The organism is Pseudoclavibacter helvolus, assembly GCF_014191305.1.
GTDB classification, from domain to species: Bacteria; Actinomycetota; Actinomycetes; order Actinomycetales; family Microbacteriaceae; genus Pseudoclavibacter; species Pseudoclavibacter helvolus.
On sequence record NZ_JACHWJ010000002.1, the window covers coordinates 182,487 to 207,193 of the forward strand.

Consider the following 24,707-nt stretch of genomic DNA (forward strand, 5'->3'; position numbering starts at 1 on the left):
CTGGTGTCGTCAGTGCCCGAGGCTCGCCTTGAGCAGGGAGATGGCGACGCCGATGAGGGCGAGGCCGACGCCGGCGGCGAAGGTGCGGAACGAGGGCCGCTCGCCGCGGATGCGCTGCACCGTGAAGCCCATCGCAGCGAGTCGCACGATGATGACGATCTCCGCGACGAGCTGCGCCGTCTCGCCGTCGATGACGCCGAGTGCGGCCACTCCGAGGATCGCGGCCGGGATGGACGCAGCCGACGCGATCGGCACCGCATCCCGCAGCTCGTGCAGGAACTCGATGTGCGCCGTGCGCTCGCGGCGGTCACCGACCTCGGCCCTCGTGGAGTGGCCGACCGCGTCGGCGATGAGGTGCGCGAGGAGCGTCGTGCCCCCGGTCGCGAGGACCACGATCGCACCTTCGCTGGGATTCTCGCCCGCGTGCACGAGCCCGAGGAGCGTCGCGAGGATGATGATGTTGCCGTACACGTAGGCCGTGAGGCGGCTGGCGGCGCGCGCACGCGGCAGATCGTCCTTGCGGCGCAGGATCGCGGTGGTCATGACGACAGACGCTAGTCCGGCAGCGGCCTAAACTGGGGGAGCCGCGACCGCCGTCGGCAGGAAAGGACGCCTCGTGCCGGAACGTGCAGCGCCAGAGAAGCTCGACATCGCCGTCATCGCGGGCGACGGGATCGGCCCGGAGGTCACCGCGCAGGCACAGCGTGCGCTGCAAGCTGCGCTGCCAGAGGGCGTCGAGCTGACGCTCACCGAGTACCCGTTCGGCGCGGCCCGCTACCTGGAGACCGGCGAGATCATCTCGGATGCGGAGCTGCACGCGCTCGCGCAGCACGACGGCATCCTCCTCGGCGCCGTGGGTGGCGACCCGGCCGACGAGCGGCTGGCCGGGGGCATCATCGAGCGCGGCCTGCTGCTGAAGCTGCGCTTCGCGTTCGACCACTACATCAACCTGCGCCCTGGCGCGATCTCGCCCGGGGTGAAGACCCCGCTGAGCGACCCCGGCGAGGTCGACTTCGTCGTCGTGCGCGAGGGCACGGAGGGGCCGTACGTCGGCAACGGCGGCGTCGTCCGCGTCGGCACCCCGCAGGAGATCGCAACCGAGGTCTCCGTGAACACGGCCTACGGTGTCGAGCGCACCGTGCGCTACGCGTTCGAGAAGGCGAAGTCCCGCCCGCGCAAGCACCTCACGCTCGTGCACAAGAAGAACGTGCTCGTCAACGCGGGCGTGCTCTGGCAGCGCGTCGTCGACCGCGTCTCCGCCGACTACCCTGACGTCGCCGTCGAGTACCTGCACGTCGACGCTGCTACGATCTTCTTCGTCACGAACCCGTCGCGGTTCGACGTGATCGTCACCGATAACCTGTTCGGTGACATCGTGACCGACCTTGCCGCAGCCATCACCGGCGGCATCGGGCTGGCGGCCTCGGGCAATATCAATCCCGACGGCGAGTTTCCCAGCATGTTCGAGCCCGTCCACGGCTCGGCACCAGACATCGCGGGCCTCGGCAAAGCCGACCCGACGGCGGCGATCCTCTCCGTCGTTCTGCTGCTCGAGCACTTCGGACTCATCGACGCAGCCGCAGCCCTCGAGGCAGCCTGCCGCGCCGACCTCGCCTCGCGAGGCGGGGCATCCAGGAGCACGTCCGAGATCGGCGACGCCATCATCTCCCGACTGACCGCGCAAGGAACCAACGCATGAGCGACACCAGCAGCACCCACCCAGGCACGACGACCCAGCCCGAACGAACCGAGGGCGCGTCCCTCGAGTTCTCGATCGAGCGCAACCCGGCCCCCGCATCCGCCGAGGTGCGGGATGCGGTGCTCGCTGACCCCGGGTTCGGCAAGCACTTCACCGACCACATGGTGATCATCGACTGGACCGTCGCCGACGGCTGGCACGACGCCCGCGTCGTGCCGTACGGGCCGCTGCAGGTCGACCCCTCCTCGGCGGTGTTCCACTACGGCCAGGAGATCTTCGAGGGCCTCAAGGCGTACCGCCACGGCGGGCGAGAGGTGTTCGGGTTCCGGCCAGAGCGCAACGCGCAGCGCCTGCAGAACTCGGCGAAGCGCCTCGCGTTGCCTGAGCTGCCCGAGGAGCTCTTCCTCGAGTCGGTGCGCCAGCTCGTGCAGATCGACGAGCAGTGGGTTCCGGCGGCGGGCGAGGGCAAGACCCTGTACCTGCGCCCGTTCATGATCGCGTTCGAGAACTTCCTCGGCGTGCGGGCGGCGCAGACGGTGCGCTACATGGTCATCGCCTGCCCTGCTGGCTCGTACTTCTCCGACCCGACGCGCCCCGTCGACATCTGGCTCTCGCAGGAGTACTCGCGCGCCGGCGCCGGTGGCACGGGTGCGGCGAAGTGCGGCGGCAACTACGCGTCGTCGCTGCTCCCGCAGGAGGAGGCGTACGCGAACGGCTGCGAGCAGGTGCTGTTCCTCGACTCCTCCGAGAACAGGTACCTCGAGGAGCTCGGGGGCATGAACATCGTGCTCATCAAGTCCGACGGCACGATCCTGACCCCCCTGAGCGACTCCATCCTCCCCGGCATCACGCGCGACAGCGTGCTCGAGCTGTGCGAGCGGGCGGGTCGCAGGATCGAGCACCGGCGCATCACGATCGACGAGTGGCGCGAGGGCGTCGCCGATGGGTCGATCGTCGAGGCGTTCGCGTGCGGCACCGCGGCAGTCATCTCGCCCATCGGCAAGGTCAAGTCGCCCGACTTCACGATCGAGAACCCGGCGGTCACGGCGGACTCGGTGAGCATGCGCATCCGTGCCGAGCTGACCGGCATCCAGAACGGCGAGCTGCCCGACCTCATGGGCTGGACGCAGCGCCTGGCGTAGCTGCATCGTTCACATGGTCTACGGGTGGGCTGCCCGCAAGGGCGCCGAGTATCAGGAGCGGGCCATGGCTGCGCCGTCGAGGCGCGGCTTCGTGCTCCTGGCGGTCCTCGAGGTCGTCCTGGCGACCGCGTTCGCGGTGTTCCTCGCGCTCGCCGAGTTCTGGCTGGGACCTGTGGTGCTCGTGGTCGCCGCCCTCGCCGGGTGGGCGACCACGAGGTACCTCGTGCGCGTCCCGGGATGGCTGCGGCGGACTGCTGTGATCTCGGCGGTGCTCGGGATGCTCGCGCTCGGCGTGTTCGCAAGCCCTGTCGCCGCGATGGGGCTGGTCGCGCTCTTCGCCTACGCCGGAGGCTGGTTCCTGACGTTCGCCGTTGTCCCGTCGCGCGCGGTCCGCTGGCGATAGGTGACGCAGCGCCGCCGCTAGCTCTTGTAGTGCAGCGCCATGTAGGAGCCGCGGAGCAGCTGCACCTCCAGCACCAGCTGGCGGAACGTCCACGCGCGGGGCGGACGGCACGTGATGAGCGACATGGGGCCGTCACGCAGGTCGAGCAGCTCGACGCCCTCGATCTTCAGCGCGGTCTCGGGGCGGGCACGGGCGAGCAGGGCTCGCACGCCGTCCTCGTCCATGCCGGGGTCTCGGGGCGCGTCGAATTCGAACGTGAGCTCGTGGATGTCGACGAACAGCGAGTCGGTGTCGTCGAGCTCGTCACGTCGGCCGTCCTCGCGCTGCTCCTCGCGGTACACGTAGCCGAGCACGTCGTCGCCGGCGGGCATCGCCACGATGAGGCCAGCGGGTGGCTGCAGCTGCGGGCGCAGGGAGCGGCACACGTGCGCGAAGGCGAGGTCCTCCACGTCCAGGACGTCGACGGTGACGTCGACGGCGTTGCCTCGTTCGATCTCGACGCCGTTCGGGAGGGTCACGGAGGTGCGCATGCGCCAAGTCTGGCAGAGCTGACGGCCCGCAGGGTCCGCTCGCGCAGCTCAGTTGCGCATCCCACCGCTCGGGCTGAGGCGCCTGGCCGCGCCCGCGAGCCACAGCTGCACGCCCTCGGCCATGACGCGGGGGTCGAGTCCGGTGATGCTCGCGATCTGGTCGAGCCGGTAGCGCACCGTGTTGCGGTGCGTGCCGAGCTCCTCCGCGACCTGCGCGATCTGGCCGGAGTGTGAGAAGTACGCATCGAGGGTCGCGAGCAGCGTGGAGCCGTGCTCGGTGTCGTGCGTCTCGAGCGGACCGAGCACCTCCGCGGCCAGCTCGAGCACGGGCACGTCGCGGCTCGCGAGCAGCAGCGACGAGATGGAGAGGCGGGCCGAGGTGGCGACGTCGACGTCCTGCGGGGCGCCCTGCAGCGCATCCCGGGCCTCGAAGTAGCTCCAGCGCAGCGCGAGCGACGTCGGGTACAGGTCGCCGATGCCGACCCGGGCCGCGATGCCCGCCGACCGGGCCAGGCCGATGAGTGCCTCGGCCGCCGCGGGCATGCGGGTCCGCTCGGGCACGATCACCACGAGGCGGCCGTCGAACACCGCGGAGACCGACGACTGCAGCTCGGCGGGCAGGGGGAGCGCGGTGAGCTCCGCGGTGCGCCGCTCGTCGGTCTCGGCGACGAGGACGCGCGCGGCCTGCCCCGTCGCGACGCCGAGCGCGGTCAGTCGTCGCTCGGCGTCCTCGACCGAGAACTTCCCCTGCACCAGGTCGTGCAGCACGAGACCAGATGCGTCGCGGGCCGCACGCACGCGGCGCGCGTCCTGCATGAGCTGCAGGCTCAGCAGGGAGCGCGCGTAGTTCACGAGCCCCTCGTTGATGCGCGGGCTCGTGATGTGGAGCGTCGCACCGGCAGACTGGCCAGTGGAGATGGGGAGCGCATCCCAGCCGCTCACGGCCTCATCCTGCACGTCGAGGCTGCCAGCCAGGAGCTCACCGAGGCGCGTGACGGCGACGTGCGATCTCGTGAGCCTCCCGAGGCGCGCGGCGAGCCCGGTGACGCCGCCATCGGAGAGCAGCGCGGTGACGAGCTGCTGCTGCTGCCGATGCTCACCCTCGAGGCGCGAGTGCTGCGCGTCGGTGCTCGCCTGCGTGACGATCTTGGTGAGGGCTGCGAACGGCGTCTCGTAGGCCACCTCGAACAGGGGGAGGCCGGCCTGCTCGGCTGCGGCGACGAGGGCTTCCGGCACGCTCTCGTGCGTGAAGCCGGTGCCGACGCCGAGCGCCACGGTGTCGGCGGCGACGAGCGAGTCCACGAACGAGCGGTACGCGCGCGTGCCGCGCAGGCGCATCCCCGTCGTCAGCACCAGCTGGCCGCCCGTGAGGAAGGGCTGCGGGTTGAGCAGCTCGGTCGTCGCGACCCACTCGATGCCCGTCCGCCTTGTCGTGGGGGCTCCGGTGAGCAGGGTCAGGCCGAGGGAGCGGTCCGCGAGAAGCGTGTCGACGGTGGCAAGCATGCCCCGATTGTAGGCACGCCTAGACGGATGCACAGCCGCCGTAGGACAGGTCGTGCGCGTGCCCATTCGTCGCGCTGGGGAGAACCGCGTAGCCTTCAAGCCATACCAAGAGGTCGAACCCCGAGGAAGGGAAGCATCGTGACGGAGTTCCGCATTGCCCAGGAGCGCAAGCTCGAAGGCGCCATTCCAGGCCCCAAGTCCCAGGCCCTGACGGCCCGTCGTGAGGCGAGCGTCTCCGCATCGCTCGTTCCCGCAGTCCCCGTGTACGCGGCTGATGTCGATGGCGCCATCATCCGCGACGTCGACGGCAACCAGTTCGTCGACTTCGGCGCGGGCATCGCCGTCACCAACGTCGGCGCATCCCACCCCCGCGTCGTCGCCGCCGTGCAGGAAGCCGCGTCGCACTTCACGCACACCGCCTTCGGCATCACCCCGTACGAGGGCTACGTCGCCGTCGCCGAGAAGCTCATCGAGATCACGCCAGGCGACCACGCCAAGAAGGCCGTCCTCCTGAACTCGGGTGCGGAAGCCGTCGAGAACGCTGTCAAGATCGCCCGCCACTCGACCGGCCGCAACGCCGTCATCGCGTTCGACCACTCCTTCCACGGCCGCACGAACCTCACGATGGCCCTCACTGCGAAGAACATCCCGTACAAGGACGGCTTCGGGCCCTTCGCGCCAGAGGTCTACCGCGCGCCCATGAGCTACCCGTACCGTGACGGCCTGACTGGCGCAGAGGCGGCGGCTCGCACGATCGACGTCATCGAGAAGCAGGTCGGCGGCAAGAACGTCGCGGCCATCATCATCGAGCCCATCCAGGGCGAGGGTGGCTTCATCGTCCCCGCCGAGGGCTTCCTCCCCGCACTCGTCGAGTGGGCGAAGGCCAACGGCGTCGTCTTCATCGCCGACGAGGTGCAGGCCGGCATGTGCCGCACGGGCGCCTGGTTCGCCTCCGAGCACGAGGAGATCGTGCCCGACCTCGTCACGATCGCCAAGGGCGTCGCAGGCGGCATGCCGCTCTCGGCCGTCGTCGGCCGAGCCGAGATCATGGACAGCGTGCACGTCGGCGGACTCGGCGGCACCTACACGGGCAACCCGGTCGCCACGGCCGCCGCGCTCGCCACGATCAGCATCATGGAGGACGAGCAGCTCGCCGCCCGCGCCCTCGAGATCGAGACCATCGTGAAGACGCGCTTCGAGGCGCTCAGCGCCGAGCTCGGCGAGAACACGATCATCGGCGAGGTCCGTGGACGCGGTGCCATGCTGGCGTTCGAGTTCGTCGAGGCCGGCACGGCGACGACCACGAAGAAGCCGCACCCGGCAGCCGTGAATGCGATCGTCGCCGACGCGCTCAGCCAGGGCGTCGTGCTCCTCTCGTGCGGCACCTACGGCAACGTCGTGCGCCTCCTCCCGCCGCTCACCATCACGGACGAGCTGCTGAACGACGGCCTCGACGTGCTCGAAGCCGCCATCCGCGCGCAGGCGTAAGCCGCTCGCGCCCGCCACGGGCGCGCACCAGACCGCCGGGCGAGAGCCTCGGCACCAGAATCTCGACGCCCCGGCACATTCCGCGCCGCCGGGGCGTCGAGGTGTCTCTGCGCTCGCCTGGCGGCTGTCGCTGTCGCCGTCGGAGCAGCGGCTGTCGCAGCGCGTGGCGGGTCAGGCGGCGGGGGCCCGCTTGGCCGCGCGCTGCGCCTTGATGGTCTTGTAGGCGTTCTGCCCAGCGATGAAGAGCAGGTAGCCGCCGAAGAGGATGCTGCCGACCCACGGGTCGATGAGCACGGCGCACCACACGCCGAGGAGGCTCGTGAGGGCGGCCGTGAGCCCGATCGCGGCGGCCGCCTTGAGGTCGACGTTGCCGCGGCGGGAGTTGCCGATGGTGCCCGTGATGGTGGTCGGGATCATGACGAGCAGGCTCGTCCCCTTCGCTTCGAGGTCGCTCGATCCGAAGAGCAGCATGAGGGCCGGCACGAGGATGACGCCGCCGCCGACGCCGATGAGTCCGGAGATGATGCCGGTGACGAGCCCGAGGGCGACGAGCATGAGCGCGGTGAGTGCGGTGATGTCGACCTCGGCGTCACGGCTCGGGACGGCGAGGAAGAGCGAGATGGCGACGCCGAGCAGGAAGACGATGAACATCCACCGCAGCACGATGAGCGGCAGCTTGTTGAGTAGCCACGAGCCGATCCAGGCTCCGGCGATGGCGCCCGCGATGAGGATGAGCCCCGCGATCCAGTTCACAGACCCCGTCACGACGTAGCCGATGACGCCGACAATGGCTGGCGGGATGATCGCGGCGAGCGAGGTGCCTGCGGCGAGGCGCTGGTTGAAGGCGAGGAACCCGGTCAGCGCCGGCACGATGATGGTGCCGCCGCCGACGCCGAGGAAGCCGGAGAGGAAGCCTGCCGCGAGGCCGATCGCGATGAGCACGAACCAGTCGCGGCGGGTCCTGGTGGGGGCTGGCGTGGTCATGAAGCTCCTTGGGTGCTGCGGTGTTCGGCGCCGAGGTGGGCGACGGCTTCTGCGAGGGCGCGGATGCCGAGAGCGACGTCGCCGAGCGATACTGCCTCGGCGGGGTGGTGGCTGACGCCGTCGGGGTTCCGCATGAACAGCATCCCAACGTCGGTGATGGCCCCGATGGCCATGCCGTCGTGCCCGGCTGGGCTGAACAGGGTCGTGGGGTCTTCCGGCCTGCCCGAGCCGAGAATACTCCGGTCTGCGGCCCTTCCGGGCACGAGGCTCGAGCGGATGCCCTCGCTCACGACGTCCTGCAGCAGCGGCGCGCAGAACAGGGCGGGCGCGTTGTGCACCTCGCGGGTGTGCCAGCGCAGGCGGCGGCGCCCCATGATCTCGTCGAGCTCGCGGGAGATCTGGTCCCAGACCCTGTCGCGTTCACCGTCGAACTCTCCCCGCAGGTCGAGGCTGAAGCGCGCCTCGCCCGGCACGACGTTCATGGCGCCGGGGAATGCCTCGAATTGGCCGACCGTGCCGATGATGTGGTGCTGCGCCGAGCAGATGCGCTCGACGGCGAGAGTGGCCTCGCTCGCGCCGAGGAGCGCGTCGCGCCGCATGTCGTACGGGGTGCCGCCGGCGTGGCGGGCCTCGCCCTCGACAACAAGCTGGAAGCGGCGAGCGGATGCGATCGACGAGACGACGGCAAGCGATTCGCCGCGTGCGTGCAGCACTGGGCCCTGTTCGATGTGGGCTTCAAGGTAGCCGACGAGCTGGTCGGGGCGGCGGGCGGCACCGGCGATGCGGCCGGGGTCGAGGCCGAACTCGAGGGCGGCCTCGCGGAGGGTCGTGCCGTCGGCGTCTTCGAGCTCCCACCACGCCTCGTCCCACGTGCCTGCGACGGCGGAGGAGCCGAGGAGCGCCTTGCCGAAGCGTGCGCCTTCCTCGTCGGAGAACGCGGCGACTTCGAGGCTGAACTCGAACGGAGACTGCGCGGGCGCTTCCGCGTCACCTCGACGACCCGCCGAGTCGCCACGGCGCTGCAGCAGTCGCACGACCTCGATGGCCATGAGCACGCCCACGATGCCGTCGTAGCGGCCGGCGTTGACGACGGTGTCGAGGTGCGAGCCGAGCATGAGCACGGGCGCGTCCGGGTCTGCGGCGGAGAGGAGCCCGAGCTGGTTGCCCGCCGCATCCTGGCGAGTCTGCAGGCCGACCTCGCGCATCCACTCGGCGGCGAGCCTGTTGACGCGCGCGTGTTCGGGGGAGAGGTGCACGCGGGTGATGGCGCCAGGTGTTGACGTGATGCGCGCGAGCTCGTCGCAGCGCGCCATGACGCGGCGGGCTGCGAGCTCGAAGGTGGCGGGGTCGATCGTGCCCAGTCGGGTGGCGGTCACGCGGCAGCTCCCGCGGTATCAGCGGCTCCGGTGGCCCCTGGGGCATCACTCGCGCCGGCAGCTCGGAAGATATCGGCGGCGGCCTCGACCCCGCCGCCGATCGGCACGGACGCGCCGTGCCTGCGGAGCACGGCCTCGAGCGCGACGAGGGTCGTGAGGACGGCGTCCTTCCTCGCGTTGTAGCCCATCGTGCCGATGCGCCAGACCTTGCCGTGCAGGGGCCCGAAGGACGTGCCGATCTCGATGCCGAAGTCGTCGAGCATGTCCTGCCTGGCGGGGTCGCCCGCGACGCCCTCTGGGATGACGACGGCGACGACGTTGTTCATCTTGTGAGCGACGTCGCCGAAGACCTCGAGGCCGAGGGCCTGCACGCCGGCGAGCATCGCTGCACCTGCGAGCTTGTGGCGGTTGATGACGTTGTCGCGCCCCTCACGCAGCAGCACGGCCGCGCACTCTCTCGCCGCGTAGAGCATGGAGGTGGCCTCGGTGTGGTGATTGAGTCGGCGCGGGCCCCAGTAGTCGAGGATCATGCCGAGGTCGAAGTAGTTGGAGCGGATGAAGTCGCTCGCTGACTCGTCACCCGCCTCGCGGATGCCCGCCTCGACGCGCGTGCGGGAGCGGATGATCTCGACCGCGCGGTCCGAGAGGGTGATGGGGGCCGAGCCGCTCGGGCCACCGAGGCACTTCTGCAGGCCGGCCGTGGCGGCGTCGAGGCCCCACTCGTCGGCGAGGAACTCGTTGCCGGCGATGGATGCGGTGGCGTCGGCGTAGAAGAGCACCCCGTGCTTGGCGCAGACCGCGCCGATCTCGTCGAGCGGCTGGTTCATGGTGGTCGACGTGTCGCCCTGGACCAACGCGAGGAGGGTCGGCTTGACGCGCACGATGGCCTCCTCGATCTGCGAGACGGGTACGACTTGCCCCCACGGCACCTCGATGGTGTGCACCTCGGCGAGGGCGCGCTCTGCGATCTCGGCGAGGAGGTGCCCGAAGCGGCCGAAGACGGGCACGAGCACGCGGTCGCCTGGCCGGATGAGCGACACGAGCGCGGCTTCGATGCCGGAGCGTGAGGTGCCGTCGATGAGCATCGTCGCGTCGTTGTCGGTCGCCCACACCTGCCGGTATAGCTCCTGCGTCTCGTTCATGGCCTGCGTCATGAACGGGTCGTACTGGCCGACAAGCGTGCTCGACATGGCGCGCAGCACGCTCGGGTACGCCGAGATGGGGCCCGGCCCCATGAGGAGGCGCGCTGGTGGTTCGATCGGGGGAATCGCAGTCATCTGGATCAATCTCTCGTGGCTCACTCGCCTGTGGAGGCGGGCTGGGTGGATGCGGTAGCGGCGGCAGAGGCGGCAGAGGCGGCAGAGATCTCGCGGCCGAGCCGGACGAGGGCCAGGTCGGAGCCGGCCCGCGAGACAAAGCAGACGCCGACCGGGGCGTCCTGAGCGCCGGTTGCTGTCGGCACACGAAGCAGCGGCGCCGAAAGGGCGGGCAGCCCGGCGACCGCCGCCGGCGTGGTCATGCGCAGCGTGGCCGTGCGGATCGCGTCGATAGCGGTGGCGTCGGCGGTGCGGCTGGGTGCGGCCCCCGGCGCTGTCGGGAAGAGCAGCACGGCGTCGCCCACGAGACGCTCGAGGCGAGCTCTGAGCGGTGCGAGCGCGTCACGCGCCGCCTGCTCCTCCGCCTCAGTGATGCGCGATGCCGCCGCGAAGCGTTCGGCGACGGCGGGACCTGTGGCGCCCGGGTGCGCTTCCAGCCAGCGCCGGTTGTTGCGCCACGCCTCCGCGCCCTGCACGACCCGGAACGGCTCCTGGTAGCCCGCGAGCTCGCCGATCGAGACGCGCTCGATGGGTGCATCCACGACGCCTGCCGCGAGCAGCCCGAGCAGGAACGCCTCGAAGGCGTCGACGGTTTCCGGTGCGGCCGCGGCGAGGATCTCGGTCGGTACGACGAGGCGCGTGGGCAGCTTGGCGCCGCGCTGTCCCGCCGCGCTCGCGGTTGAGTCGGAGCTCTCGTACGACAGGCACCAATCGGCGACGGCCTGCAGCGTCTCGCCGTCTCGCGTGAGCCAGCCGACGGTGTCGAACGACTGCGCGAGCGGCAGCAGACCCTGCCGGGGGACGAGGTCGTGGGTCGTGCGCAGCCCCCAGAGCCCCTGGTAGGAGGCGGGGATGCGGACGGAGCCCGCGGTGTCGGTCGCGAGGCCGATGTCGGCCTGCCCGATCGCGACGGCGGACGCTGGCCCGCTCGACGAGCCGCCAGGCAGCGCGCCGGGCAGGGAAGCGTTCGGCGGTGTGCCGAAGTGGGCGTTGTCGCCGGCGATCGAGTACGCGAACTCGTCGGTGCGGGCGATGCCGCGCAGGGAGGCGCCGCCGCGCAGCAGATCCCGCACGGCGGGCGCCGTGCGCGTCTCGGCCTTCGCCGAGTCGAGGTAGGCCGGGTTGCCTGCGCCGATGCGGTAGCCGCGGATCGCGAAGAGGTCCTTCACGGCAACCGTCAGCCCCAGAAGCGGCCCCTCCCAGGCGCCCTGGAAGAGTGGGTCTCCGACGGTGCGCCAGATCGAGCGGTCGAAGGCGCGCGGCCTCGGCGTGACGTGCGCGGCGGTGATGCGCCAGCCATCCGCCAGGAGCTGCCACAGCTGCGTCTGGAGGCCCCGCCCGCCCGTCGCGAAGAGCGAGGTGGACACGAGCAGCGCGACCCCGTCCGCCAAGGGGCGGTACTCGATGTGCTCGATGGTGCGCTTCGCGACCCCGCCGCGCTGCGAACGGAAGTCGCTGATCTGGTCGTGTCCGACCAGGAGTCCGGCGTCGTCGCCGCGCATCGTCTCGGAGCCTGGCGCGAACCAGGCGTCGAGCTCGTCGAGGTCGTTCGCCTGCACGGCTCGCTCGTACGCCTCGAAGGCCGCGAGGAGCTCGGCTGGTGGTGTCGGTGCAGTCACGCGGCTGCTCCTGCCTGCGAGTCGTCGCCAGCGGGGACGTCGGCGAAGTCCGCTTCCCGGATGCGCGCGTGCACGCCGCAGACGACGTCGACGACCTGCGAGATGTCGAAGTCGGTTGCCGCCGAGAGGTACGCGTAGGCGAGGTGCTCTTCCATTCCCCACCGTGCGTGCAGCAGGTCGAGGGATGCTCGCACGCAGTGGCGCATGGCGACGTTCAGGTCTGGGTCGAGGCCGGTCGGCACGAGGTATTCGGGGGTGCGCACCAGTGGGCCGGTGATGACGCCGAACTCGCGGCGCGCATCCGCGGCCGGGACGACGTCGAACGTGAGCGTCGCGCGCAGGGAGGCCTCGAGCGCGGTCAGCGCGACCTCGCCGTCGCCCTGCGCGAAGTGCGGGTCGCCGACGTAGGCGAGCGCGCCGGCGACCTGGACAGGCAGGTAGAGCACGCTGCCCTCGGTCAGCAGCTTGATGTCGATGTTGCCGCCGTGGGGGCCCGGCGGCACCGAGTGCAGGCGGCCGCCCTCCGCCGGAGCGACGCCCATGGTGCCGAGGAACGGGGCGAGTGGGAAGGCCACGCTGCGGGTGCCGCCCTCGGTGAGCGGCATCGTGCCGACGAGGGTGCCGTCGCGCTCCTCGACGGGCGTGAAGACGCTCACGGTGGTGCCGCTCCTCGGCAGGGCGCCAGGCAGCGCGCCCTTGCCGTGGCGGTTCGAGACGACTCCGTATGGCACGCGAGGCTCGAGCTTGACGACCGTGACGCGCAGTAGGTCGCCCGGCTGCGCGCCGTGGACGGCGATGGGGCCCGTCACGACGTGCGGGCCGTCGTGCGCGGCGTCGCGAGCCGAGTCTCGGGCGATCTCGATGGCGTCGAGCAGCACGGCGTCTGGATGCACGCCGTGCTTCCCGAAGAAGGCGACAGGGTCCTGACCCTGGTCGGGGAGCAGGCCCTCGTGGCTCAAGGTGTCGATGACGACGGTGGCGCCTTGCTCGATCGTGAGCACGGGTGCGTCGTCCCGGCTGGGGAGCCGACCCCAGAGCGAGGTCGCCCGCCCGGAAGGCAGGTAGCTTGTGCGTTCTGGCAGGGAGGCGCCAGGCTGCAGGATCGGCGTCGGGGCGAAGGTCGGGGCGGCCGCGCCCACGCCGAAGACGTTCGCGTTCGCGTTTGCAACCGCGTTCGCACCTCCGTGCGCGATGCCTGCCGCGGCAGTTGTTCCGGTTGATGTCATGCGGCCCGCTCCTCCTTGAGTTCCAGCCCGGCTCTGTGTTCCAGCCCGGCCGCCGTCGGTGCGGCCGGCGCGAGCACCTCGCGCCCGCGTCGTGCGGAGAGCCCCTCGGCGCGAGTGTAGATCTGCTCACCGTGCAGGTACGTCGTGACGACGGCCCCGTGCATCCGCTGCCCATGCCACGGGCTGATCTTGGTGCGGTACTCGAGGTTGCCCTCTTCAAGGGTGTGCTCGAGCTCTGGCTCGAAGACCGCAAGATGCGCGGGCACGCCAATCGCGATGCGGCCGCGGTCAGCGAACCGGACGAGGCCGGCTGGCCCGGTCGTGAAGAGCGGGAGGATCGACTCGAGCGGGATGCCACGCCGCCGTGCCTCCGTCCAGACCGCGGAGAGCCCGGTCTGCAGGCCGGCGATTCCGCCCCATGCCGTGCCGAGGTCGGGCCCGGCCTTGAGCTCGAGCGTCGCGGGGGAGTGGTCGCTCACGATCGCGTCGATCGTGCCGTCGAGGACCCCCTCCCAGAGGGCGTCCTGGTTGGCGGTCCCGCGGATGGGTGGGCAGCACTTGAAGCGCCCGTCGCCGTCGGGCACCTCCTCGGCACGGAGGCTCAGGTAATGCGGGCACGTCTCGATCGTGATGCGCACGCCCTCCGCCTTTGCGTCGCGGATGACGTCGAGCGCCTCGGCGGCGGAGACGTGCACGATGTGCGCGCGGGTCCCCGTGTTCCTCGCGGCGTCGACGACCGCGCGGATCGCCTCGACCTCGGCGATGGGGGGCCTCGTGGCGACGAAGTCGGAGAAGACGGGGCCGGATGCCTCCCCGAGGTGATCCTCAAGCTCGGCGTGCGCGATGAGGAGGCCATCAACGTCTGCAAGCTCCGCGAGGGCCGCCTCGAGCTCGCCGAACGAGAGGTGTCCGAACTCGTCGATGCCGCTCGGCGCGAGGAAGCACTTCACACCGACGGCCCCGGCCGCCAGGAGGGGCCGCAGCGAGCTGAGGTTCTCGGGGACTGCGCCGCCCCAGTAGGCGAGGTCGACGGCGAGCTGGCCTGCGGCCGCGGCGCGCTTCGTCTCGAGCGCGTCGACGGTCGCCGTGACGGGGATCGAGTTGAGGGGCATGTCGACGACGGTCGTGACCCCGCCGGCGGCAGCGGCGGCGGTGCCGGTCGCGAAGCCCTCCCAGTGCGTGCGCCCCGGCTCGTTGAGATGCACGTGGGTGTCGACGAGGCCCGGCAGGAGCACCTGGGTCGAGGGAAGGACAACGTCAGCGCGGGGATCGAACGGCTCAAGTCGCGTGATGACGCCGTCTTCGGCGCACACCGTCGCGGGGGAGAAGGCGCCGTCGAGGAAGACCCGTTCGGCGGCGATCCTCACGCGATCACTACCGAGCGGTCCTGCACCTGAACCGCTGGCAGAGGCCGGGTCCTGCCCGGCCTCGCGTATTCGTCGCGCTTGCTCGTGCCGACGCCCATGCGCGACATCGCGGCGACGAGCCCGACCGAGGCGGCGACGCCGTCGACGACCGGCACCCCGACTCGCGCGGAGAGCCGGGCGCACAGGTCGGCCATGCCGGCGCATCCGAGCACGACCGCGTCCGCGCCGTCCTCGCGGACCACTCGCTCGCACCACGCGGCGATGTCCTCGAAGGCCGCGGACCCCGTCTCCTCGAGGGCCAGCACGGGAATGCCCGTGCCGTACGCCGCGACGCAGGCCCGCTCGAAGCCGTACCGCAGCACGAGGTCGTCGGCGCGTCCCAGGGTGCGGGAGAGGGTGGTCACGATGCCGAACGTGCGGCCCGTGAGCGCAGCGACGTGCATGGCCGCCTCGGCGATGCCGATGACGGGCACATCGACGAGCTCGTGGGCGGCGTCGAGCCCAGGATCTCCGAAGCAGGCGATGACGTAGCCGTCGCTGCCGCCGGCCGCGAGGTCACGCTCGATGAGCTCGACGACGACGGATGCAGCTCGCACCTCGTCGAAGTGGCTCTCGATGGCCTCGGGTCCCTCGCCGGGAGCTGGGCACACGGCCACGATCTCGACGCCGGGGCCCGCCACCTCCCTGGCGGCGGCGGCGACCTTGTCAGTCATCGCCACGGAGGTGTTCGGGTTGATGAGGGTGATGCGCACGGGGTCAGTCCTCCTCGATCGATCCGTCGGAGATGCCGGCCGTCTCGCCCTCGAACGTAGGCATGAGCGGGCGGCGTCGCTCGAAGAGGACAAACAGTGCGAAGCCCAGGCCGCAGCCGATGAACCAGCTGAAATCGGCGAGGTAGCTCAGGTCAAGGATGCCCGCCTCGGCGAGCGGACGTGTCAGCACCGCGATCCCGACGGTCGGCACCCCCGCGAGCACCATCGCCCAGACCGCGTTCGGGTTGAAGCCCCGCTTGTACCAATATGCGCCCGTCTCGCTCATCGTGAACATCTCGTCGACCTTGATGCGCTGCTTGCCGATCACGAAGTACCCGGCGATGAGGATGCCGAAGAGCGGGCCGATGAGCGCGCCGAGCACGCCCAGCGTGTTCTGGATAGCGGCGTCGTTGTTGTACCAGTTCCACGGGGTGAGGAGCACGGAGCCGACGGCGGCGATCATGCCGCCCATGCGCCAGCTGATCTTGTTCGGCGCGACGTTCGAGAAGTCGAAGGCAGGGGCGATGAAGTTCGCGACGATGTTGATGCCCACGGTCGCCGTGACAAACGTGAGGCCGCCGAGCAGGATCGCGAAGTGCGTGTCGATGCGCTCGACCGTGTGGATCGGGTCGGTGATGAGCTCGCCGAAGACGGGAACCGTCGCGCTCGCGGTGAGCACGGTCAGGATCGAGAAGAACAGGAAGTTGAGGGGCAGGCCCAGGAAGTTGCCCTTCTTGACGGCCTTGTAGCTCTTCGCGTACCGAGAGAAGTCGCCGAAGTTCAGCATCGGGCCGGAGAAGTACGAGACGACGATCGCGATGGCGGTGAACATGACCGGGATGGACGCCCAGAAGTCGAGCGGCTCACCTGCGGAGAGATTGAAGTCGATGTTCTCCCATCCCGCCTGGCTGACGAGGTAGATGGCGAGCACAATCATGACGACGTAGACGGCGGGGCCTGCCCAGTCGATGAAGCGGCGGATGGACTCCATCCCGCCCCAGAACAGCGCGGCCTGGGCGAACCAGAGGATGGCGTAGGAGATCCAGCCGAGCGCCGAGAGCCCGAGGAACGAGTAGTCGGTGCGGAGCACCTCGCTTGCCGGGATGAATTTGAGGAAGACGATGTTGAGCGACTCCGCGGCGAGGAACGTCTGCACGCCGTACCAGGCGATCGCGATGAGGCCGCGGATGATCGCGGGGATGTTCGCGCCCTTGACGCCGAAGATGGCGCGGTTCACGACGGGGTACGGCACGCCCGTCTTCTGGCTGGACTTGGCGACGAGGTTCGTGAAGAACTGCACGATGAGGATGCCCACGATGAGCGCGACCAGCACCTGCCAGCTCGCGATGCCGAGCGCGAAGAGGCTGCCGGCCGTGACGTAGCCGCCGACGCTGTGCACGTCCGACATCCAGAAGGCGAAGATGTTGTAGGAGCCCCAGCGCTGCTTGCGCAGGGGTGCGAGGTCCTCGTTGGCGAGCCGCGGGTCGTAGCTCGGCTTCATGTTGACGTCGCCCGCGGGGTGCGCCGCGGTGTCGGCGGCGCGCTCGCTGCTGGATGCGCCAGTCTGTGCCAGTTGATCGGTCATGCGTTGAAGTTATGACTTCACGCTTGTCCGCAGGTTTCTGCAATGTAACGCTCGTGTAAATCCACGAACGGCCCGACTGTTCAGTGAGCGCTTCACTCAGCGCGTGGAGGCGAGACGCGGGATCAGGCTCCCGATGCCGCGCCGAGTCCGCGGATGAGCGCCTCGAGGCCTCGCTCGAATGCTTGCTCACGCAGGACCTCGGGGGAGTGCGCCGCGACCGATGCCGCGAGCGTCGGTGCCGCATCCGCGTGCTCCCCGAGGTCGAAGATGTCGAGTGGGGCGTTGAGGTCGTACGCAGAGCCGTAGATGAACGACTCGATGGCGACGATCGCCGGCATGATGCTCGCGTCGGGCCAGCCCGCCTGGCGGAGCCCTGACGCGACGCTCTCGTACATCGCGAGCGTGTCGGTCGCGCCGGCGACCGGCATCTTGGCGATGGCCTCGACAAGCGAATCGTGCTCTTTCATGACAAGGCGGTAGCTGCGTGCCCACGCCGCCAGGGCCGCATCCCACGGCTCGGTCTCGAAGGCGGAGGCGTCGACGGCGGCCATGAGGCGGTCCTCGATCCAGCGGAGGATCTGCCGCTTCGAGTGCGCGTGGTTGTAGAGCGCGGCGGGGGTCACGTCGAGTGCCTTGGCGAGCTTCGCCATGGTCAGGGCGTCATAGCCGTCGTGGCTCGCGACCCGCATGGCGGCGTCGGTGATGCGCTTCTGCGTCAGGATGCGCGTGCGGGGTCGCCCAGCACGCCGTTGTCCGTCAGACTGCTCATGATCGCTGATGCTCACACGTCCTCCCGTCTCCCGACCATATCGCCTCGCAAATGCGGCTTGTTCGCGGACCCGGTCTGGACTAACGTAAATGAATCCTGTTTATTTGGGCGGCCCGGCCACAACCTGGCCACCGTCCCGACTCACTTCGACGGCGAAGCCAGGGCGCTTGGTGCTGTCACAACGGAAAGAGCGAAAATGCAGACCATCGAACGCGACGTCGTCATCATCGGAGCCGGGCCATCCGGCCTCACCGCAGCGCGGCGCCTCACGCAGGCAGGCAAGACCGTCGCAGTCCTCGAGGCGCGCGACCGAGTCGGCGGCCGTACCTGGAGCAACGTCATCGACGGCCAGTTCTTTGAGATCGGCGGCCAGTGGGTCTCGCCCGACCAGACGGCCCTGCTCGCCCTCCTCGAGGAGCTCGGCAAGGACACCTTCTCGCGGTACCGCGAGGGCAAGTCGGTCTACATCAGCCCCAAGGGCGAGCGCACCGTCTACGAGGGCGACACATTCCCCGTCAGCGAGCACACGGCCGCTGAGATGGACCGCACGATCGAGATCCTCGACGGCCTCGCCGCCGAGATCGGGCCGACCGAGCCGTGGGCGCACGCCAAGGCGCGCGAGCTCGACACCATCTCCTTCCACCACTGGCTGCGTCAGCAGTCCACCGACGAGGAAGCCTGCAACAACATCGGCCTGTTCGTCGCAGGCGGCATGCTCACGAAGCCGGCCTTCGCGTTCTCCGCCCTGCAGGCCGTGCTCATGGCCGCATCCGCTGGCTCGTTCTCCAACCTCGTCGACGAGAGCTTCATCCTGGACAAGCGCGTCGTCGGCGGCATGCAGTCGGTCAGCCAGCAGATGGCCGCAGAGCTCGGCGACGACGTCGTGTTCCTGAACAACGCGGTGCGCTTCCTCCACTGGGAAGACAACGGCGCAGGCAAGGCCGCGCCCGTCACCGCGGTCGCCGACCACGTCACCGTCAAGGCGCAGCACGCCATCATGGCCGTGCCGCCGAACCTCTACTCGCGCGTCTCGTTCGTGCCGGCCCTGCCGCGCAAGCAGATGATCGTGCACCAGCACATCTCCATGGGCCTCGTGATCAAGGTGCACGCCACCTACGCGACGCCCTTCTGGCGCGAAGACGGCCTCAGCGGCACGTCCTTCGGCGCTGGCCACCTCGTGCAGGAGGTCTACGACAACACCAACCACGAGGACGAGCGCGGAACGCTGGTCGGCTTCATCACCGACGAGGCAGCGGAAGCCATGTGGGCTTTGAGCGAGGACGAGCGCAAGGCCGCGATCCTCGGGGCCGTCGCCGAGTTCCTCGGGCCGAAGGCACTCGACCCCGAGGTCTTCTACCTCTCCGACTTCGGCGCAGAAGAGTGGACCCGCGGCGCCTACGCCACGAGCTACGACCTCGGTGGGCTCGCCCGCTGGGGCGCCATCCAGCACGACCCGGTCGGCCCCATCTTCTGGTCGAGCTCCGACCTCGCGGCCGAGGGCTACCAGCACGTTGACGGCGCCGTGCGGATGGGCGAAGCTACGGCGAAGCGCATCCTCGAGTCCTGAGCGCCCTCGACATCCCGAAATCGGCCAACACCTCAAAAATTGGAGTGGCAGCATGACGCAGCGTTTTGTAGTGGGCTACATCGCGAGCGACCGAGGGCATGACGCTCTCGCCCTCGCTTCCTTCCTGGCCAAGGGCACCGACACGGAACTCATCGTCGCGATGATCACCCCGGAGACGTCGCCGTACAGCGGCACGCACCCGCTGCCGCTCGACGACGCCGACAGCATCATCGGCAAGCAGATCGACACGTGGATGAGCGAAGCCCTCGCTCAGGTGCCTGCTGACATCGCCGCGAAGGGCGTTGTACGCAGCGCCTCCAGCGAGGCGCAGGGCCTCCTCGACGTGGCCTCGGAGTTCGGTGCCGTGGCGATCGCCATCGGAGCGGCCACGACGGCGCTGCTGCGTCAGTTCACGGTCGGGACGGTCGCGTCCACCCTCCTGCACGCCTCGCCGGTTCCCGTCGCGCTCGCGCCGGCCGGTTTCGCGGAGGAAGGGCCCGTCACGCGCATCACGACGCTGTTCGGGACGCGCTCGGGAGCGGCCGCGCTCATCGGCACGTCCGTCGAGAGCGCGCTCCAGCGTGACGTGCAGCTCCGTCTGCTCTCACTGGTGCAGCTCGACCGGGTGCCGCCGAGCCAGGTGCAGGAGGTCGAGGAGTTCGTGCGCGAGTTCGGCGGTGCGGTGCTCGCCGGCCGTGCCGAGGCGCTCCTCGAGTCGGGCAAGGCCACCGTCGAGACGGTTGAGGGCGAGAGCCTCGAAGCCGCCCTCGAGCGTGCCAACTGGAAGTCGGGCGACGTTGCGTTTGTCGGCTCCAGCCGTCTCGCCCAGGGAGGCCGCATCTTCCTCGGCGCTCGCGCTCAGCGTCTGCTGCGCGTGCTGACCGTGCCGATCATCGTCGTGCCGCGCGCGGCGCAGCCCGCAGAGCCTCCGAAGACTCCAGAACAGGCGACCCAGCAATGAGCACAACCAACAACGACACGGAGCGGGGCGGGCTCAGCGCCAAGGGCCTCTCCGCCGGCAAGGTCGGCGTCATCGGCGCCACCATCATCGGCATCTCCTGCATCGCCCCCGCCTACACGCTGACCTCGGGCCTCGGCCCGACCATCGCGCAGGTGGGCGTGCAGACGCCCGCGATCCTCTTCATCGGCTTCATCCCGATGGTGCTCGTCGTCTTCGGCTACCGGGAGCTGAACTCGGCGATGCCCGACTCCGGCACGACCTTCACGTGGGCGTCGCGCGCGTTCGGGCCGTGGATCGGGTGGATGGGCGGATGGGGGCTGATCGCGGCAACCGTCCTGGTGCTGTCGAACCTCGCCGCCGTCGCGGTGGACTTCCTCTTCATCCTCCTCGCGCAGGTCTTCCAGAACCCGGAGCTCGCCGACCTCACGAGGGTGCTGTGGATCAACATCCCCGTCACGATCCTCTTCACGGCGCTTGCCGCGTGGATCTCGTACCGGGGTGTCGAGGCGACCGAGAAGATCCAGGTCGGGCTCGTCGCGTTCCAGGTCATCGCGCTGGCCTGGTTCATCATCGCCGCGTTCATGCACCTGAGCAACAACACGGCCTTCGACCCGACTCCCGTCGAGCTGTCCTGGTTCAACCCGTTCGAGCTGGGGGACATGTCGTTGGTCGCCGCCGGCGTCTCGCTGTCGATCTTCCTCTTCTGGGGCTGGGACACGGTCATCACGATGAACGAGGAGGCGAAGGACCCGAAGAAGACCCCGGGCCGCGCCGCCATGCTCACGATCATCATCATCATGGTGATCTACCTGCTCACGACCCTCGCGGTGCTCGTCTTCGCGGGCATCGGCACCGAGGGACTCGGGGCGGGGAACCCGGACAACCAGGAGAGCATCTTCGCGGCGCTCGCCGGCCCGGTCATGGGTCCGTTCGCGCTGCTCATGTCCCTCGCCATCCTCTCCTCGTCGGCGGCGTCGCTGCAGTCGACGATGGTGTCGCCGTCGCGCACGATCCTCGCGATGGGGCACTACGGGGCGCTGCCGAAGCGCTTCGCGGACGTCAGCCCTCGCTTCAAGTCGCCGTCGGTCGCGACCCTGGCCTCGGCCATCGCCGCCGTCGTCTTCTACGTCGTCATGAGGCTGCTGTCCGAGAACGCGCTGTGGGACACGATCGCGGCCCTGGGCCTCATGATCTGCTTCTACTACGGCGTGACGGGCCTCGCCTGCGTCTGGTACTTCAGGCACAGCCTCTTCGCCTCCGCACGGAACTTCTTCTTCCGGTTCCTGTTCCCGCTGCTCGGCGGCATCGTGCTGCTCTACTTCTTCTACGAGACAGCAGTGGCGTCGCTCTCGCCGTCGTTCGGATCCGGCTCGGCGATCTTCGCGACCAGCTACGACGCGGACGGCATCGCCCAGGACGGCATCGGGCTCGTGTTCGTGCTCGGCATCGGCGTGCTGCTGCTCGGGGTTGTCATCATGGTCGTGCAGTCGATCAGGAACCCCGCGTTCTTCCGCGGCGAGACGATCCAGATCGGCAACGACCGCGACACGCAGTCGATCGAGGTGCTGAAGGACTGATTCCGGGGTCGTTCATTCGCTGAACTGCATGGCAGCGAACTGAACGGCGAGACGCAGAGAAGTGCGGTCATGGGTGCACGCCGAGAAGGTGCGCGCGCCCATGGCCGTTCTGTCGATTCGCGTATATTTCGGGGCCATTTCGGCCCATTGACGGGTCGCCGTCCATGGGTCATCATCACCAAATGACAACATCGGAAACCTCAGCCGCCACGAAGCTCAACGAGGAGCTCCACGGTGGGGGACTGAGCGCGAAGGGCCTCTCCGCTGGCAAGGTCGGCGTGCTCGGAGCCGCGGTCATCGGCGTCTCCTGCATCGCGCCCGCCTACGCGGTCACCTCCGGCCTCGGCCCCACCATCGCGGAGGTCGGCGTGTACACGCCGGCGATCATGCTGGTCGGCTTCATCCCGATGCTGCTCGTCGTCTTCGGCTACCGGGAGCTCAACACGGCGATGCCCGACTCCGGCACCTCGTTCACGTGGGCGACCCGCGCGTTCGGCCCGTGGATCGGGTGGATGGGCGGATGGGGGCTCATCGCCGCCACCGTGCTGGTGCTCTCCAACCTGGCGGCCGTCGCCGTCGACTTCTTCTTCATCATGCTGGCGCAGATCTTCCAGAACCCGGCGCTCGCCGACCTCACGCGCGTGCTCTGGATCAACATCCCGATGACCGTGATCTTCACGGCGCTCGCGGCGTGGATCTCGTATCGGGGCGTCGAGTCGACGAAGAAGGTGCAGTACGTGCTCGTCGTGGTGCAGCTCATCGCGATCGTCTGGTTCATCATCGCGGCGTTCGTGCACGTCGGGAACGGCACGGCGTTCGACGCGACGCCCATCGAGCTGTCGTGGTTCAACCCGTTCGAGGTCGGCTCGCTCGCCGCGATCTCCGCGGGCGTCTCGCTGTCGATCTTCCTCTTCTGGGGGTGGGACACGGTCATCACGATGAACGAGGAGGCGAAGGACCCGGAGAAGACGCCGGGCCGCGCATCCATGCTCACGATCTTCGTCATGGTCGCCATCTACGTGCTCATGACGCTCGCCGTGCTCGCCTACGCGGGGATCGGCGAGGAGGGGCTCGGCGCGGGCAACCCTGACAACCAGGAGAGCATCCTCGCCTCCCTCGCGGAGCCGATCATGGGCCCGTTCGCGCTGCTCATGACCGTCGCCGTCATGTTCAGCTCGGCCGCCTCGCTGCAGTCCACCATGGTGTCACCGTCGCGCACGCTGCTCGCGATGGGGCACTACGGGGCGCTGCCGAAGTCGTACGCGAGCGTCAGCCCGCGCTTCAAGTCGCCGTCGGTCGCGACGATCGCCTCGGCCGTTGCCGCCATCGCCTTCTACATCGTGCTGCGCCTCCTCTCCGAGAACGCCCTGTGGGACACGATCGCTGCCCTCGGCCTCATGGTCTGCTTCTACTACGGCGTCACCGGGCTCGCCTGCGTCTGGTACTTCCGTCGCTCCCTGTTCGCATCCACGCGCAACGTGTTCTTCCGGTTCCTGTTCCCGCTGCTCGGCGGCCTCGCGCTGCTCTACTTCTTCTTCGAGACCGCGAGGGCGTCGCTATCGCCGTCGTTCGGCTCCGGCTCGGCGATCTTCGCGACGCGCTACGACGCCGATGGGATCGCCCAGGACGGCATCGGGCTCGTGTTCGTGCTCGGCGTCGGCGTGCTGCTCCTCGGCGTTGTGCTCATGGTCGTGCAGTACTTCCGCAGCCCCGGCTTCTTCCGCGGCGAGACCATCAAGACTGGCGCCGACGGAGACGCCGAGCCGGCCCCCGCGCTGCAGTAGCGGCGGGTCGGTCTCCGGCGCCTGCTGCCTGCTGCCCGCCGCTTCCGGCCCGCGCCCGCCGCCAGTCTCGGGCCGCGCCCGCCGGTCTCGGGATGGGTTCCTCATCTCCGGATGGGTAGCAACCCATCCCAAGATGAGGAACCCATCCCGAAACGGGGTGGAGATCGGAACCCGGCACCGCTGTAGGCTGGCCCGGTGAAGATCGCGCGCTTCGAATACCAGGGTCAGCTCACTTTCGGCATCCTCGACGAGGAGGAGAAGGTCTACGTCAAGCTGGCGGGTGACCCCCTCTACCTCGGCTACGAGACGCTCGACGAACGCATCCCGATCGACCAGGTGCAGCTCCAGTCGCCGGTGCTGCCGCGCTCGAAGGTCATCGGCTTCGGACGTAACTACGCGGAGCACGCGAACGAGCTCGGCAACGAGGCCGCCGAGGCTCCCATGATGTTCCTCAAGCCGAACACCTCGGTCATCGGTCCGCGTCACCCCATCGTCCTGCCGCCGCAGTCGGAGCGCGTCGATCACGAGGCGGAGCTCGCCGTCGTCATCGGCCAGGTGGCCCGCAACGTGCCCGCGTCCGACGCCGGCCAGGTCATCTTCGGCTACACGATCGCCAACGACGTCACTGCCCGCGATCTGCAGAAGAGCGACGGCCAGTGGGCTCGCGCGAAGGGCTTCGACTCGTTCTGCCCGCTCGGGCCGATCATCGAGACCGACTTCGATCCGTCCAGCGGGCGGATCACGGCGGAGGTCAACGGGGAGCTGCGCCAGGAAGGCGACCTCTCGCAGATGATCACCTCGGTCGCCAAGCTCGTCGAATACGCCTCGAGCGTCTTCACGCTGTTGCCCGGCGACATCATCCTCACGGGCACGCCCGCGGGCGTCGGTCCCCTCGCGAAGGGCGACACCGTCACGTGCACGATCGAGGGCATCGGCTCGCTCTCGAACCCCGTCACCGCGCGCTAGCCGCCGCGCGAGCCTCACGCAGTTCGCCGGCGTCTCGCCAGCCCATCGCTGCCAGCCGTTTCCCCTCTAACGATGTTCGTAGAGGGGGAAACG

The 24,707-nt window shown here is 69.4% G+C and carries 21 protein-coding genes; 9 read left to right on the forward strand and 12 right to left on the reverse strand.

All coding sequences use genetic code 11. The features are described from left to right. Positions 1-9: 9 nt before the first annotated feature. On the reverse strand, positions 10-543 hold the full coding sequence (locus FHX72_RS07770) for a hypothetical protein (RefSeq protein WP_068480661.1): 534 nt from the start codon (positions 541-543) through the stop codon (positions 10-12). A gap of 73 nt (positions 544-616) precedes the next feature. Here FHX72_RS07770 and FHX72_RS07775 point away from each other — a divergent pair, with 73 nt between their 5' ends. The 3 genes from FHX72_RS07775 to FHX72_RS07785 are packed head-to-tail and all read left to right on the forward strand — an operon-like array spanning position 617 to position 3,244. Beyond that, complete coding sequence (locus FHX72_RS07775; RefSeq protein ID WP_068480658.1) at positions 617-1,699, forward strand: 3-isopropylmalate dehydrogenase; 1,083 nt, start codon at positions 617-619, stop codon at positions 1,697-1,699. Next, complete coding sequence (locus FHX72_RS07780; RefSeq protein WP_183624211.1) at positions 1,696-2,841, forward strand: branched-chain amino acid aminotransferase; 1,146 nt, start codon at positions 1,696-1,698, stop codon at positions 2,839-2,841. The genes FHX72_RS07775 and FHX72_RS07780 overlap by 4 nt, the downstream gene beginning before the upstream one ends. A 13-nt stretch (positions 2,842-2,854) precedes the next feature. Then, on the forward strand, positions 2,855-3,244 hold the full coding sequence (locus FHX72_RS07785; RefSeq protein WP_183624212.1) for a hypothetical protein: 390 nt from the start codon (positions 2,855-2,857) through the stop codon (positions 3,242-3,244). Between the two features lie 17 nt (positions 3,245-3,261). Here FHX72_RS07785 and FHX72_RS07790 read toward each other — a convergent pair whose 3' ends face one another. Continuing rightward, complete coding sequence (locus FHX72_RS07790; RefSeq protein ID WP_068480649.1) at positions 3,262-3,774, reverse strand: hypothetical protein; 513 nt, start codon at positions 3,772-3,774, stop codon at positions 3,262-3,264. Positions 3,775-3,822: 48 nt separating this feature from the next. Then, positions 3,823-5,277: a PucR family transcriptional regulator gene (locus FHX72_RS07795; RefSeq protein ID WP_068480645.1), complete on the reverse strand. Its 1,455-nt coding sequence runs from the start codon at positions 5,275-5,277 to the stop codon at positions 3,823-3,825. A gap of 138 nt (positions 5,278-5,415) precedes the next feature. On the opposite strand from FHX72_RS07795, the gene gabT reads away from it, so the two are divergent. Further along, positions 5,416-6,765, forward strand: coding sequence for a 4-aminobutyrate--2-oxoglutarate transaminase (gabT, locus tag FHX72_RS07800; RefSeq protein WP_338110077.1), 1,350 nt, complete (start codon positions 5,416-5,418; stop codon positions 6,763-6,765). Positions 6,766-6,936: 171 nt separating this feature from the next. Here the strand turns inward: gabT and FHX72_RS07805 are convergent, their stop codons facing one another. From FHX72_RS07805 to FHX72_RS07845, 9 genes are all read right to left on the reverse strand, one after another. Next, positions 6,937-7,749 carry a sulfite exporter TauE/SafE family protein gene (locus FHX72_RS07805; protein WP_068480642.1) on the reverse strand — a complete coding sequence of 271 codons (813 nt, stop codon included), beginning with the start codon at positions 7,747-7,749 and terminating at the stop codon, positions 6,937-6,939. Beyond that, complete coding sequence (locus tag FHX72_RS07810; RefSeq protein ID WP_338110078.1) at positions 7,746-9,125, reverse strand: Zn-dependent hydrolase; 1,380 nt, start codon at positions 9,123-9,125, stop codon at positions 7,746-7,748. Before FHX72_RS07810 ends, FHX72_RS07805 begins: the two co-directional genes overlap by 4 nt. Next, positions 9,122-10,402, reverse strand: coding sequence for a pyridoxal-phosphate-dependent aminotransferase family protein (locus FHX72_RS07815; RefSeq protein WP_068494247.1), 1,281 nt, complete (start codon positions 10,400-10,402; stop codon positions 9,122-9,124). The genes FHX72_RS07810 and FHX72_RS07815 overlap by 4 nt, the downstream gene beginning before the upstream one ends. Before the next feature lie 20 nt (positions 10,403-10,422). Further along, positions 10,423-12,060, reverse strand: coding sequence for an AtzH-like domain-containing protein (locus tag FHX72_RS07820; protein ID WP_183624214.1), 1,638 nt, complete (start codon positions 12,058-12,060; stop codon positions 10,423-10,425). Further along, positions 12,057-13,286, reverse strand: coding sequence for an acetamidase/formamidase family protein (locus tag FHX72_RS07825; RefSeq protein WP_183624216.1), 1,230 nt, complete (start codon positions 13,284-13,286; stop codon positions 12,057-12,059). The genes FHX72_RS07820 and FHX72_RS07825 overlap by 4 nt, the downstream gene beginning before the upstream one ends. Continuing rightward, positions 13,283-14,653, reverse strand: coding sequence for an allantoinase AllB (gene allB / locus FHX72_RS07830; protein ID WP_183624218.1), 1,371 nt, complete (start codon positions 14,651-14,653; stop codon positions 13,283-13,285). The genes FHX72_RS07825 and allB overlap by 4 nt, the downstream gene beginning before the upstream one ends. After that, positions 14,650-15,405: an aspartate/glutamate racemase family protein gene (locus tag FHX72_RS07835; RefSeq protein ID WP_183624220.1), complete on the reverse strand. Its 756-nt coding sequence runs from the start codon at positions 15,403-15,405 to the stop codon at positions 14,650-14,652. Before FHX72_RS07835 ends, allB begins: the two co-directional genes overlap by 4 nt. Before the next feature lie 4 nt (positions 15,406-15,409). After that, positions 15,410-16,990 (reverse strand): NCS1 family nucleobase:cation symporter-1, encoded by a 1,581-nt coding sequence (locus FHX72_RS07840; RefSeq protein ID WP_183624222.1) that lies wholly within the window; start codon positions 16,988-16,990, stop codon positions 15,410-15,412. Positions 16,991-17,112: 122 nt separating this feature from the next. Beyond that, positions 17,113-17,775: a TetR/AcrR family transcriptional regulator gene (locus FHX72_RS07845; protein ID WP_338110079.1), complete on the reverse strand. Its 663-nt coding sequence runs from the start codon at positions 17,773-17,775 to the stop codon at positions 17,113-17,115. Positions 17,776-17,955: 180 nt separating this feature from the next. Here FHX72_RS07845 and FHX72_RS07850 point away from each other — a divergent pair, with 180 nt between their 5' ends. The 5 genes from FHX72_RS07850 (at position 17,956) to FHX72_RS07870 (ending at position 24,614) form a co-directional block, all read left to right on the forward strand. Further along, positions 17,956-19,326 carry a flavin monoamine oxidase family protein gene (locus tag FHX72_RS07850; protein ID WP_183624224.1) on the forward strand — a complete coding sequence of 457 codons (1,371 nt, stop codon included), beginning with the start codon at positions 17,956-17,958 and terminating at the stop codon, positions 19,324-19,326. 52 nt (positions 19,327-19,378) lie between these two features. Next, positions 19,379-20,287: a universal stress protein gene (locus FHX72_RS07855; RefSeq protein WP_183624225.1), complete on the forward strand. Its 909-nt coding sequence runs from the start codon at positions 19,379-19,381 to the stop codon at positions 20,285-20,287. Beyond that, positions 20,284-21,864: an APC family permease gene (locus tag FHX72_RS07860; RefSeq protein ID WP_183624227.1), complete on the forward strand. Its 1,581-nt coding sequence runs from the start codon at positions 20,284-20,286 to the stop codon at positions 21,862-21,864. Before FHX72_RS07855 ends, FHX72_RS07860 begins: the two co-directional genes overlap by 4 nt. Positions 21,865-22,046: 182 nt before the next feature. Beyond that, positions 22,047-23,648: an APC family permease gene (locus tag FHX72_RS07865; RefSeq protein ID WP_068480620.1), complete on the forward strand. Its 1,602-nt coding sequence runs from the start codon at positions 22,047-22,049 to the stop codon at positions 23,646-23,648. A gap of 195 nt (positions 23,649-23,843) precedes the next feature. Next, positions 23,844-24,614: a fumarylacetoacetate hydrolase family protein gene (locus FHX72_RS07870; protein WP_183624229.1), complete on the forward strand. Its 771-nt coding sequence runs from the start codon at positions 23,844-23,846 to the stop codon at positions 24,612-24,614. Positions 24,615-24,707 lie beyond the last annotated feature (93 nt).